Consider the following 12025-nt stretch of genomic DNA (forward strand, 5'->3'; position numbering starts at 1 on the left):
CAGGGCCCTCACCGGAAGGCGTCGAGCCCGGTGAGCGCCTTGCCCAGCACCAACTGGTGCATTTCGACGGTGCCCTCGTAGGTGAGCACCGACTCGAGGTTCGTGGCGTGCCGCATGACGGGGTATTCGAGCGAGATCCCGTTGGCACCGAGGATGGTCCGCGCGGTGCGGCAGATCTCGATGGCCTCGCGGACGTTGTTGAGCTTTCCGAAACTGATCTGCTCCGGCCGCAGGGTGCCCGCGTCCATCCGCCGCCCAAGGTGGTGGGCGAGCAGGATGCCCTTGTGGAGTTCCAGCGCCATGTCGGCGAGCTTCGCCTGGGTGAGCTGGAAACCGCCGATGGGCTTGCCGAACTGCTCCCGCGTCCGCGCGTAGTCGAGCGCGGCCTCGAAGCTGGCGCGCGCCGCGCCCATGGCCCCCCAGATGATCCCGTACCGCGCGTGGCTGAGGCAGCCCAGCGGCCCCTTCAGCCCGGTGACCCCCGCAAGCACCGCATCGGCGGGCAGCCGCACGTCGTCCATCACGAGTTCACTCGTCACGGATGCCCGGAGCGACCACTTGTGCTTGATCTCGGGCGCGGAGAACCCGGCCGAGTCGGTGGGGACGGCGAACCCGCGAATCCCCTCATCGGTCTGCGCCCACACGACGGCCACGGCCGCGACGCTGCCGTTGGTGATCCACATCTTGCGCCCGTTGAGCACCCAGTCGGTGCCGTCGCGCTTGGCGTACGTGCGCATGGCCGCCGGGTCGGAGCCGACGTCGGGCTCGGTCAGCCCGAAGCAGCCGATCAGCTCGCCGGCGGCCATACCGGGGAGCCAGCGCTGCTTCTGCTCCTCGGAGCCGTACTTCCAGATCGCATACATGGCGAGCGACCCCTGCACGGAGACGAGGGACCGGATCCCGGAGTCGGCGGCCTCCAGCTCGAGGCAGGCGAGCCCGTACTGCACGGCGGAGGCCCCGGCGCAGCCGTACCCCTCGAGCGACATCCCGAGCGCCCCGAGCGCGCCGAGCTCTTTCGCCAGCTCCCGGATCCCGGGCAGCTCGCCGCTCTCGTACCAGCCGGCGATGTGCGGGAGCACGCGGTCGGCGGCCCAGCCGCGGACGGTGTCGCGGATGGCGAGGTCCTCGGGCGCGAGGAGCTCGTCGAGCCCGAGCGGATCGGTGGGTACGAAGGGCACGGCGCCTCCTGGTGCGGACCTGCGGTTCGAAACCTAGCGGTGCAAGTTTGTCCGTGCAGCCGCCCGCGGTCCACCCCCGCCTTTTCGGCCCCGCCGGCGTTCGAGGCGCGGGGGTGCGGGGGCCGACCCCCGCAAGGGGTCCGGGGCTCCGCCCCGGTGAACGGGACAGCGGTGGGGCGGGGAGAAAGCCCGCGCGGCGGTCAGGCCGGGCGGGCGGCCGGGTCGCGGTCCGCCACCGGGGCGGGGGCGCGCTGGGCATCGGGCCCCGCCTGGACGGGGAGGCGGACCGGCTCGGCCTCGCACTCGGCAGAGTCCGCGCACTCCATCGCCCGCGGCAGCTTCAATGCCATCAAGGCCCCCGCCAGCAGCAACCCGGCACTCACCACGAGAGTGACGTGCAGCCCGTGCACGAACGAGTGCCGCGCCGCCGCGTACAGCGACTCACCCGCGGCGCCCCCGAGGGCCCCCGCGATCTTGTACGCCTCGCCCAGAGAATTCGCCGCCCCCGCAGCATCCGAAGCCGACACCCCCGGCACGTGCAGCAGCCCCGGCGCGTAGGCCGCGTTCATGACACTGCCGAGCAGCGCGATGCCCATGCCCGCGCCCAGCTGGTACGAGGTCTCGCCTATGGAGGCCGCCCCGCCGGCCGTGGCCGCGGGCGCCTCGCTCAGCATCGACTCGTACGCCGCGAACAGCGTGGTCTGCAGCCCGAAGCCCAGCAGGATGAACCCGACCGTGAGGAGCACCGGCCGGTCGTGCTGCCCCATGAACGTCAGCAGCAGCACGGCGAACGCCGTCAGCACGAAGCCGAGCGACACCATCGTGCGCGGCCCGATCCGGGCCAGCGTGTACGACCCGGTGGCGCCTGCGGCCATCGCTGCGAAGGTGAGCGGCAGCAGCCGCAGCCCCGTCTCCAGCGGGCTGAGGTGCAGCACCAGCTGGAGGTACTGGACCGCGATCAGCTCCAGCCCGACCAGCGCCAGCATGGCGAGCACGATGCACCCGACGGACGTCGAGAAGGCGGCGCGCGAGAACATCCGCATGTCGATGAGCGGGTGCGTGCGCCGCTTCTGCCGCCGTACGAAAAGGATCAGCAGCACCGCGCCCAGCAGCAGCGGCACGAGCGCCTCGGCGTCGAGGAGCCGGCGCTCCGCACCGATCCGCTTGACCCCGAGGACCACGCCGAGCACACCGCCGGCCGCCGTCAGCGCGCCGAGCACGTCCCAGGGCCCGTCGCAGGACCCCTTGGACTCGGGCAGCAGCCAGCGCCCGAGCGGCAGGATCAGGGCCATCAGCGGGATGTTGATCAGGAAGACCGAGCCCCACCAGAAGTGCTGGACCAGGAAGCCGCCGAGCACGGGTCCGCTGGCCGCGCCGATGGCGGCGACGGCGGTCCAGATGCCGATGGCGAGGGCCCGCTCGCGCCGGTCGGGGAAGACCTGCCGCAGGATCGACAGGGTGGCGGGCATGATCATCGCGCCGCCGACGCCGAGCAGGGCGCGGGCGGCGATCAGGACCTGGGCGTTGTCGGCGAGGGCCGCCAGGGCGGAGGCCGCGCCGAAGAGCCCGTAGCCGAGCAGGAGTATCCGGCGGCGGCCGACCCGGTCGCCGAGGGTGCCGAAGAGGATCAGCAGGGCGGCGCAGACCAGCGGGTAGGCGTCGACGATCCACAGGAGCTCGACCGAGCCGGGGCGCAGGTCCTCGGTGACGGAGGGGACGGCGACGTGCAGGATCGTCGCGTCGAGCGCCACGAGGACCAGGCTGACGCAGAGGACCGCGAGGACGAGCCAGCGGTTGGTCCCGCCGGAGGCGGCGTGCAGCCGCAGCCGGAAGGCGGCCGCGTTCGTCCCCGACATGCATGTACCTCCCAGATGATCGCTCGCACTCGGCGGACCAGCGTTTGGCGGAGCCACGGTGGTGGTGGGCACTGTGCGGCGTCCTACGGGGTCCGGCATCGACACGCGAGTGAAGCGTCAGCGTACGCGAGTTCCCCTGTCCGACACGTGGTCAAGCTCTCATAGCGGCGGAGCCCGCGGTGTGGTGTGCGCCACTCGGATCACCCCGCCCTCCCCTCCTCCCCCGGCCCACCGCCGGGAGGCGCCCCCACCGCGTACACGCGCGGTCACGACCTGTGGTTCTGCGCCGACGGCATGCACCCGCGCCACCGATAATCATGCCCGTGAAAGATCTTGCATTTCGCCGGGCCGCGCCCGCCCTGGCCGTCTTCGCGGCGGTCCGGCTCCTCGGGCTGGCCGTGCTCGCGGCCTGGGGCGCGGCCGTCGGCAGCAGTCCGCACACGCTGCTGTCGGCGCGCTGGGACTCGCTCTGGTACGCCCGTATCGCCGCCGAGGGGTACGGGTACGAGGTGGTGCTCCCGAACGGGGACGTGCACTCGAACCTGGCCTTCTTCCCGCTGCTGCCCTGGCTGGAGCGGCTGGTCTCGGCGCCGACCGGGCTGTCGTACGGCTCCGCGGGCCTGGTGGTCTCGGTGCTGGCCGGGCTCGCGGCGGCCTGGGGGATCTTCACGGTCGCGGACCTCCTCTACGGCCGCCGGGCCGGGGTGTTCGCCGTCGGGGCCTGGGCCGCGCTGCCCGTGGGCGTCGTGCAGTCGATGGCGTACAGCGAGTCGCTCTTCACGGCGCTGGCCGCCTGGGCGCTGTACGGGGCCCTGCGCGGCCGGTGGCTGACCGCGGGCCTCCTCGCGGCCGGGGCGGGGCTGACCCGCCCGGTCGGCGCCGCGGTGGTGGCGGCGGTGTGGGTGGCGGCCGTGACGGCCCATCGGCGTGGGGAGCGGTCCTGGCGGATGGCGGCCGGGATGCTGCTGGCCCCGATGGGGGCGGCCGCGTACGTGCTGTGGGTCGGGGCGCGCACCGGTGACGGGCTGCTTGGCTATCTGGACGTGCAGGGCGGCTGGGGCAACGGCTTCGACGGCGGCTGGGCCTTCGCCCGGTTCGTCGGGGCGAAGCTGGCCTCGTCCGCGTTCCTCGCCGGGGTCGGGCTGACCGCGGGCGTCGTGCTGGTGCTGTGGCTGTACGCGTTGTGCGTGCGGCAGCGCCAGCCGGCCGCGCTCCTCGTCTACTGCGGGATCGTCGTCGCGCTGGCGCTGTGCGCGTCGGGGTACTTCGGCTCCAAGCCCCGGCTGCTGCTGCCCGCGTTCCCGCTGCTGCTGCCGGCGGCGGTGGCACTGGCCCGGTGGCGGACCGGGCGGGCGGTCGCGGTGCTCGGCGCCGTGGCGCTGGCCTCGGCGGTGTACGGGGCCTTCTGGCTGAACGGCTCGGGACCCCCATAGGGGCTCGGACCGTTCGGGTCGTTCGGGCCGTTCGGGCCCCGTAGCGGCCCGCGCGGCGCTCGCGGCGGGCCCGCATCACGGAATGGATCATTCCGATCCATCTTTGAGCAAAGTAATTGAGCGGCACCGATAAAGCCCGGCTAAGTGTGCGAAACAATGGCCAGGCCAATGGATCGACGCGGCTCCAACTAATGCCTAAATCCGAGGAATTAAGCCGCGCGTGAGACCAACTCCACATCACATGGTCATCACAAAGCCCGCGCTTCGACCGGGCCGCCCATCGGCGCGCGGTAACGTCGATTGAGTGCGTACCGACCAAATCCTGACCCGTCTGGAGCGGGTGTTCGCCCGGCTGGACCGGGAACCAGAGCGACCGGCTCATCTGCAAACACCGCAGATGAGCCGGCACCGCGTCGTGCTCCTCGGATCGACCCTCGCGTTCTACCTCGCGATCGTGGTGGCCGTCCTGACCACGTCCTGGCTCGTCCGCCTGGACTGGCAGGTCATGTTCTTCCGGCCCTACGAGCAGTGGCCGCAGCTGCACGCCTTCCTCGACTACCTCGTGGTCCTGGGCCAGCGCGGACCCACCGCGGTCATGGTCGCCGCATGGCTCGGCTGGCGCTCCTGGCGGCAGCACACCCTCCGCCCGCTGATCACCCTCGGCGTGGCGCTGCTCCTGCTCAACATCACCGTCGGCGCCGTCAAGCTCGGCCTCGGCCGGCTCGGGCCGCACTACGCCACGCAGATCGGCTCCGCCGAGCTCTTCGCCGGCGGCGATATATTTCCTTCCGGCCACACCGCCAATGCCGTCGTGACCTGGGGAATCCTGGCCTACCTGGCCTCGACCACAGTCACCCGGCGGGTGCTGTCCGTGGTGTCCGCGGTCGTCTCGCTGAGCGTCGGCGCCACCACCGTGTACCTCGGCACCCACTGGGTCAGCGACGTGCTGCTCGGCTGGTCCGCAGGTCTGCTGATCATGCTGGCGCTGCCCTGGTTCGAGCCGCTGATCGCCGGGGCCGAGGCCCGCGTCTTCGCGGTGCGGGAGCGGCTGCGCCGCCGGCTGGAGACCGGAACCGTGCCCGTACCGGTCGCCACCGTGCTCACCCCGATGCTCTCCGCGGGCGGCAAGTGGCAGCTCAGGCTCGCCACCGAGGCCGCCGGCCCGCAGGAGCCCGCCGCCGAGGCCGCACCGGCGTCCGCCCCCGCGACCGTGCAGGCGGCGGCCGGCCAGGCGCACGCCCCGGTGCCCCGGCCCGCCGCGCACGTCCCCGGCCGGCCGCACCTCATCCGGTCCGAGCGGACCCCGGTCACGCCGGCCGGCAGCCGCCGCCCGGCGCACACCGAGCGGCCCGCCGCGGGACGGGCCGCCGCCCGGCCGGCCGCCGGCGGCTGAGCCACCCCCGTACGGGACTTCGCGGGACGGTACGCACCACCTCACCCCGCACCACCGAGGCGGGCCGGGTCATCACCCGGCCCGCCTCGGCCATTGCGGTGGTCCGCGCCGTACACACGACCGGAACGTCAGCGCCGCGCCCGGACGTTCGTCCGTACCGGGTCACGCTTGTGTCACGGAATGTCGACAGTTCTTTGACGGGGCCGGCTTCATCCGGACAGCCGCGGAAGTGAGTGCGGGCCATTCTTTTTCCGGCGCGCGAGATGTCCTCCGCGCATCTCGTTTCGCATTCCGCCCGGGAGCCCCGGAATTTCCCCGGGGATTGCCGTGGCCAACCCCGCCCGGCCACGTGAACACCCCTCAGTTTCCTTACATCTTCTCCACGGCTCGCCCGAGAAGGTCCCGGGCCGCTCTGATGCGGTCCGTCAGCTCCGGCGGCTCGAGCACCTCGAACTCACAGCCGAGCAGCATGACGTGAATGACGAGTACGTCGAGGTTCACGGCCCCGGTGCGCAGCAGGCAGCTCTCGGCGTCGACCGGCTCCAGGACCCCGTCGCTCGGCCCCACGATCCGGGCCGCCGCCTCCGCCGGCATCTTCAGCCGCAGCACCGCCCTGGCCGCGTACGCAGCCTGTGACACGCCGCGCGACACGTACGCGGCGAGGTCCTCGGCGGGTGCCGGACGCGGGGTGAAGCGCGGTCCGTGCGGCGGTCTGGGCTCGATCCGGTCGGCGCGGAAGGTCCGCCAGTCCTCCCGGTCCACGTCCCAGGCGACCAGGTACCAGCGCCGCTCGGTGCACACCAGCCGGTGCGGCTCCACCACGCGGCGGCTGACGTTGCCCTCGTGGTCGCGGTACCCGAAGCGCAGCCGCTCGCTGTCCCGGCACGCGGCGGCGAGGTCGGTCAGCACGGAGGGGTCGACGGTGGCCCGGGCCGGCCCGCGCAGCATCGGCACGGTGAACTCGTTGAGCGCCGACACCCGCCGCCGCAGCCGCCCCGGCAGGACCTGCTCGAGTTTGGCGAGCGCCCGTACGGAGGCCTCCCCGATCCCCTCGACGCCGTTCCCCGCGGCCGTCCGCAGGCCCACCGCGACGGCGACGGCCTCGTCGTCGTCGAGCAGCAGCGGCGGCAGCTCGGCCCCGGCACCGAGCTGGTAGCCGCCGCCGGTGCCGGGGCTGGCGTTCACCGGGTAGCCGAGCTCCCGGAGCCGGTCCACATCGCGCCGCACCGTCCTCGGGGTCACGCCGAGGCGCTCCGCGAGATCGGCGCCGGTCCATTCGCGGTGGGCCTGCAACAGGGACAGCAGGCGCAGCAGTCGTGCGGAGGTCTCCAGCATGCCGAGCAGTCTGCCGGTAGCCCGGCCACCTTTCGAACCGCCCCCGCGGGCCGCCGGGCCGAAACCCCGTCAGGGAGCGGGTACGGCCGCCGGAGCGGGCGTACGCCTCGGGCCGGGGGTCGGTGCCGGCGCGGGGGCGGCGGGCTCGGCCGCCGGAACGGCCGGTGGCCTCGGAGCCGCTGACGGCTTCCGGACCGGAACCGGCGTCGGCACCGGGGCCGGAGCCGTCGGGACCGGGACGGCCGGAGCCGTCGGGACCGGCGCCGGGACCGGGTCCGCCGGGGGCGAAGGCGGCAGCGCCAGCAGCGTGCCGACCACCAGCGCCCGCGGCTTCGGCCCGATCACCGCCCGGTTCGCCTCGTACAGCGCCTTCCAGCCGCCCTTCACCCGGTGCCGGCGGGCGACCCCGTCCAGCGTGTCCCCGGCCCGGACCACGTGCATCCGCCCCGCCAGCCCGTACCGCTTCGAGCACACCGGCCACGCGTCCCACCCCTGGGAGCCCAGCAGGTCCTCCGCCACCCGGATCTGCTGCTCCCGGCTCGCCAGATCGGCCCGCGCCGCGAACACCAGACCCCCGTACTCCTCCCACGTCGGCTGCCAGAACTGCAGGCCCCCGTAGAAGCCGTTGCCGGTGTTGACCGCCCAGCGTCCGCTGCTCTCGCAGTCGGCCACGCAGTCCCAGGGCCATTGCCCGCCCGGCCCGCAGTCCCCCGGCCCGTTCCCGATGATCCCGGGCGAGCCGGGGTGAGCCGCCCCCGCGGGCCCGGGCGCAGGGGGCGGCGGAGCCGCGCCGGCCCTCGACGGGAGTACGAGGACGAGAGCCAGCGCGGCGGCGGCAGCGGCCGCCGGAACGGCCCGCCGGATCCGGAGGTCGGGCATCGCGTCACGCTACGCAGCGCCGCGCCGCCCGCCCGGACCCGCCACGCGGCCCGTCCCGCACCCCACCCGGTCGGCCGATCCGCCACCCCTCCCGAAAACGGCCAGGACCGGCCACCAACTGCGCACACCCAGACAACAGTTGGCAGGAAAACAAAGCCCCGGTCCGGCCGTTCACCCCTCCGGGGGCCAGGTTCGATTCCGTTCCCTGCAACGGCGTGACCCCGGCAGCCGCTCAGCCGTTGAGCCCGGCGAGCCGGGAACCGCCCGGCCCCCGCTCGCCTAGTCCGAGGAGCCAGCCCGTGCCCCGCATGCTCGACGTCAGTGATGAGGTACGTGCCGAGATCGGTGACGAAGAAGCCGAGAGGCTGCTCACCGGCGACGACGCACCGCGCAGCTACGACTGCACCTCCTGCCGCACTCCCGGGGACCCCGAGACCGACCGCACCAGCACGGTGCTGTTCGTCGGCGAGGAGACGGCCGTCCTCGCGTTCGCCCACGCCGGCTGCATCCCCTCCCAGGTGGTCACCGTCTCCGAGGAGCAGCTGCAGGGCGCGGTCCGCAGCATCACCGGCGACAGCCCCGCCTCCGGCGGATCCGCCGCGGCCGCACCGCAGAACGTGCCCGGCGGCCAGGCCGTCCTCGGCATCACCAGCGGCCTGGTGCTGATCGGCGGCGATCTGCACCCCGCCCTCGTGGTCGAGCCGACCGCCCCGATCGCCCGCCCCGGCACCACCGGCCCCGGCGACGACTTCCTGCCGCTCCTCATCGAGCAGGGGTTCATCCCGGTCACCGACACCGCCGAGCTGCCGTCCCCGCTCGCCGGCTGGTCGGTGCTGCTCGCCGCGGGCCTGCTGCACGCCGTGCTCCAGCCCGGGGCCGAGGGCGGTGGCCAGGTCGCCTGGTGGCAGGCGCACCAGCCGCTGTCGGTCACCGACGGCTGGCGGGCCGCCGTCAACAAGACCCAGCGCGTCCTCATCTACGCCGCCCCGGTCGGCTCCATCGGCCAGCAGCCCCGCGAGGACCTGCTCCGTGACGCGCTGGACAAGGCCGCCGCCGGCGGCAAGCTCGTGGCGGCCTCGATGCCGCTGGCAGGCACCCCCGGCGCCTGACGCCGGCAGGGATCCCGGAACGGCTGCGCCGCCCCTCCCACCAGGGGCGGCGCAGCCGTGTGCCGGTGGGGACACCCCACCGGTCATCTGCGTTTTCTGCCCCCTCGCCCGCATCCGCAGGGCCCCGGGTTCGTTGGCTGATACGTGCATTCATACGACCCCTCCCGCGCCCCTGCCCACGCGAGCACCGTCTCCCCGATGCGCCACGCAAGGGACCGGGACAGCGCTCCGGCCGCCCTCTCGCACACCCCGATCTACGACACGCTGTACTCGGAGTACCTGCGTGCCTTCCGGGCCCTGCCGGGCGACCGCACGGGCGAGGAGGACCTCGGGTTCGCGGCGTTCTCGTACGGCGGCTCGTACACGGGCGGCGGCAGCGCGTACGGCAGCGCCGTGAGCGTCGGCGCCGGCGCCGACGGCTCCGCGTACGGGGGCGGCTCGTACGGCAGCGGCTGGAACGGTTCCGCGTGGCAGACGGACCCGTGGCCGGCCGCGTACGCCCCGGCGCCGCAGCCCTCGTACGCGTACGCCGGGTCCTCCGCGGCCGGCGGCGACCACGGCGGTTCCTCCGGTGCCGGCTCCGCATACGGCGGCGGGCGGCAGCACCAGACCGGAATGCACCACATCCCGGCGGCCCTGCCGCCCGCTCCGCGCCGGGGCTACTGACCCCGGACCACCGCCGCTGCTACTTCTTCTTGTACTGCGCGCCGCGCTTCTCGCGCACGCGCACGGAGATGTGGATCGGCGTCCCCTCGAAGCCGAACTCCTCGCGCAGGCGGCGCTCGATGAAGCGCCGGTAGCCGTGCTCCAGGAAGCCGGAGGCGAAGAGGACGAACCGCGGCGGCTTGCTCCCCGCCTGGGTGCCGAACAGGATGCGGGGCTGCTTGCCGCCGCGGATCGGGTGCGGGTGGGCCGCGACGACCTCGCCGAGGAAGGCGTTCAGGCGGCCGGTCGGGACGCGCGTCTCCCAGCCCGCGAGGGCCGTCTCGATCGCCGGGACCAGCTTCTCCATGTGGCGGCCGGTGAGCGCCGAGACGTTGACGCGGGGCGCCCAGGCGACCTGCTGCATCTCGGTCTCGATCTCGCGCTCGAGGTAGTAGCGGCGCTCCTCGTCGAGCTCGTCCCACTTGTTGTACGCGATCACGATCGCGCGCCCGGCGTCGACGGCCATGGTGATGATGCGCTGGTCCTGGACGCTGATCGTCTCGGTGGTGTCGATCAGGATGACCGCGACCTCCGCCTTCTCGACGGCGGCGGCCGTGCGCAGGGAGGCGTAGTAGTCGGCGCCCTGCTGGAGGTGCACCTTCTTGCGGATGCCCGCGGTGTCCACGAACTTCCAGGTGACGCCGCCGAGCTCGATCAGCTCGTCGACCGGGTCGCGGGTGGTGCCGGCCAGTTCGTTGACGACGACCCGGTCCTCCTTCGCGACCTTGTTGAGCAGCGAGGACTTGCCGACGTTCGGGCGCCCGATGAGGGCGATGCGCCGGGGCCCGCCCACCGGGGCGCCGCCGAAGGTCTGCTCCGGCGCCTCGGGCAGGGCCTCGAGGACGGCGTCGAGCATGTCGCCCGTACCGCGGCCGTGCAGCGAGGAGACCGGGTGCGGCAGGCCGAGGCCCAGGGACCACAGGGAGGCCGCGTCGGACTCGCCGCTCTGGCCGTCGACCTTGTTCGCGCACAGGACGACGGGCTTGCCGGCCCGGCGCAGCAGCTTGACGACGGCCTCGTCGGTGTCGGTCGCGCCGACCTTGGCGTCGACCACGAAGACGACCGCGTCGGCGGTCTCGATGGCGTACTCGGCCTGGGCGGCGACGGAGGCGTCGATGCCGAGGACGTCCTGCTCCCAGCCGCCGGTGTCGACGACCTTGAACCGGCGGCCGGCCCATTCGGCCTCGTACGTGACGCGGTCGCGGGTGACGCCGGGCTTGTCCTCGACGACCGCCTCGCGGCGGCCGATGATGCGGTTCACCAGAGTCGACTTGCCGACATTGGGGCGGCCGACGACGGCGAGCACGGGCAGCGGCCCGTGGCCGGCCTCCGCGATCGCGCCCTCGACGTCCTCTACGTCGAAGCCTTCCTCCGCGGCGAGCTCCATGAACTCCGCGTACTCGGCATCGCCGAGCGCTCCGTGGTCGTGCTGGTCGTTCATGAAGTCCGTTCCTCGTCGTTCGTGGTGGTCGGTGGCGCCCGCGCAGCGCGGTTCCACTACTAGGTCAAGTCTCGCTCAGCGCCCGGTGAGGCGCTTGGCGTCGGCCAGATGGGCGGTCAGCCTGCTCTGGATGCGTACGGTGGCCTCGTCCAGGGCCGTACGGGTGCGGCGGCCGGTGCCGTCCCCCGCGTCGAAGGCGGAGCCGAAGACGACGTCGACCCGGCTCTTGAACGGCGGCAGTCCGCTGACCAGCCGCCCTTGGCGCTCGGTGCTCCCCAGCACGGCCACCGGCACGACCGGCGCGCCGCTGCGGACCGCGAAGTACGCGAGCCCGGCGCGCAGCGAGGCGAAGTCGCCGTCGCCGCGGGTGCCCTCGGGGAAGATCCCCAGGGCGCCGCCGTTCTCGAGCACCGAGAGCGCCTTGGTGATCGCGCCCCGGTCCGTGCCCGTACGGTCGACCTTGACCTGGCCGATCCCGTCCAGGAACGGGCCGAGCGGGCCGATGTACGCCTCCTTCTTGATGAGGAAGTGCAGCGGCCGCGGGGCGGTGCCCATGACCATGGGCCCGTCGATGTTGTGCGCGTGATTCACGGCAAGGATGACAGGGCCCGAGGCGGGCACGCGCCAGGCGCCCAGTACGCGCGGCTTCCACAGCCCGTACATGAGGCCGATGCCGATCCGCCGGCCGAGCGCCGC

At 73.4% G+C, this 12025-nt stretch carries 10 protein-coding genes; 4 read left to right on the top strand and 6 right to left on the bottom strand.

Features of this window, described 5'->3' with window-relative positions; translation table 11 throughout:
• Window positions 1–8: 8 nt before the first annotated feature.
• Both ACZ5WG_RS34205 and ACZ5WG_RS34210 read right to left on the bottom strand, forming a co-directional pair.
• Window positions 9–1178: an acyl-CoA dehydrogenase family protein gene (locus ACZ5WG_RS34205; protein WP_468728308.1), complete on the bottom strand. Its 1170-nt coding sequence runs from the start codon at window positions 1176–1178 to the stop codon at window positions 9–11.
• Between the two features lie 200 nt (window positions 1179–1378).
• Entirely contained in the window at window positions 1379–3034 is a 1656-nt protein-coding gene (locus tag ACZ5WG_RS34210) for an MFS transporter (protein ID WP_468728309.1), read from the bottom strand.
• Between the two features lie 317 nt (window positions 3035–3351).
• Between ACZ5WG_RS34210 and ACZ5WG_RS34215 the strand changes: the two genes are divergently transcribed.
• Together ACZ5WG_RS34215 and ACZ5WG_RS34220 are read left to right on the top strand one after the other, a co-directional pair.
• On the top strand, window positions 3352–4467 hold the full coding sequence (locus ACZ5WG_RS34215) for a glycosyltransferase family 39 protein (protein ID WP_468728311.1): 1116 nt from the start codon (window positions 3352–3354) through the stop codon (window positions 4465–4467).
• A gap of 304 nt (window positions 4468–4771) precedes the next feature.
• A complete protein-coding gene (locus tag ACZ5WG_RS34220; RefSeq protein WP_468728312.1) occupies window positions 4772–5860 on the top strand; it encodes a phosphatase PAP2 family protein in 1089 nt (362 codons plus the stop codon).
• 369 nt (window positions 5861–6229) lie between these two features.
• Here ACZ5WG_RS34220 and ACZ5WG_RS34225 read toward each other — a convergent pair whose 3' ends face one another.
• Window positions 6230–7195, bottom strand: a complete 966-nt coding sequence (locus ACZ5WG_RS34225; protein WP_468728313.1) for a helix-turn-helix transcriptional regulator — start codon at window positions 7193–7195, stop codon at window positions 6230–6232.
• Window positions 7196–7264: 69 nt separating this feature from the next.
• Window positions 7265–8074, bottom strand: a complete 810-nt coding sequence (locus tag ACZ5WG_RS34230) for a LysM peptidoglycan-binding domain-containing protein (protein ID WP_468728314.1) — start codon at window positions 8072–8074, stop codon at window positions 7265–7267.
• Between the two features lie 299 nt (window positions 8075–8373).
• On the opposite strand from ACZ5WG_RS34230, the gene ACZ5WG_RS34235 reads away from it, so the two are divergent.
• Complete coding sequence (locus ACZ5WG_RS34235) at window positions 8374–9183, top strand: hypothetical protein (protein WP_468728315.1); 810 nt, start codon at window positions 8374–8376, stop codon at window positions 9181–9183.
• 198 nt (window positions 9184–9381) lie between these two features.
• Window positions 9382–9849 carry a hypothetical protein gene (locus ACZ5WG_RS34240; RefSeq protein ID WP_468728316.1) on the top strand — a complete coding sequence of 156 codons (468 nt, stop codon included), beginning with the start codon at window positions 9382–9384 and terminating at the stop codon, window positions 9847–9849.
• Between the two features lie 19 nt (window positions 9850–9868).
• On the opposite strand, the gene der is transcribed toward ACZ5WG_RS34240, so the two are convergent.
• Both der and ACZ5WG_RS34250 read right to left on the bottom strand, forming a co-directional pair.
• Window positions 9869–11329, bottom strand: coding sequence for a ribosome biogenesis GTPase Der (der, locus tag ACZ5WG_RS34245; protein ID WP_468728317.1), 1461 nt, complete (start codon window positions 11327–11329; stop codon window positions 9869–9871).
• A gap of 75 nt (window positions 11330–11404) precedes the next feature.
• The gene (locus tag ACZ5WG_RS34250) at window positions 11405–11992 is read right to left on the bottom strand and encodes a lysophospholipid acyltransferase family protein (RefSeq protein ID WP_468728375.1); all 588 of its coding nucleotides are present in this window, start codon (window positions 11990–11992) and stop codon (window positions 11405–11407) included.
• Between the last annotated feature and the right edge of the window lie 33 nt (window positions 11993–12025).

It is taken from the genome of Streptomyces sp. NPDC032745 (assembly GCF_055579465.1).

Bases quoted from the DNA above. Each gene is read 5' to 3' on its own strand.
- ACZ5WG_RS34210 (WP_468728309.1), bottom strand. From the start codon at position 3,034: ATGTCGGGGACGAACGCGGCCGCCTTCCGGCTGCGGCTGCACGCCGCC.
- ACZ5WG_RS34215 (WP_468728311.1), top strand. From the start codon at position 3,352: ATGCCCGTGAAAGATCTTGCATTTCGCCGGGCCGCGCCCGCCCTGGCC.
- ACZ5WG_RS34225 (WP_468728313.1), bottom strand. From the start codon at position 7,195: ATGCTGGAGACCTCCGCACGACTGCTGCGCCTGCTGTCCCTGTTGCAG.
- ACZ5WG_RS34230 (WP_468728314.1), bottom strand. From the start codon at position 8,074: ATGCCCGACCTCCGGATCCGGCGGGCCGTTCCGGCGGCCGCTGCCGCC.
- ACZ5WG_RS34240 (WP_468728316.1), top strand. From the start codon at position 9,382: ATGCGCCACGCAAGGGACCGGGACAGCGCTCCGGCCGCCCTCTCGCAC.
- der (WP_468728317.1), bottom strand. From the start codon at position 11,329: ATGAACGACCAGCACGACCACGGAGCGCTCGGCGATGCCGAGTACGCG.
- ACZ5WG_RS34250 (WP_468728375.1), bottom strand. From the start codon at position 11,992: ATGTACGGGCTGTGGAAGCCGCGCGTACTGGGCGCCTGGCGCGTGCCC.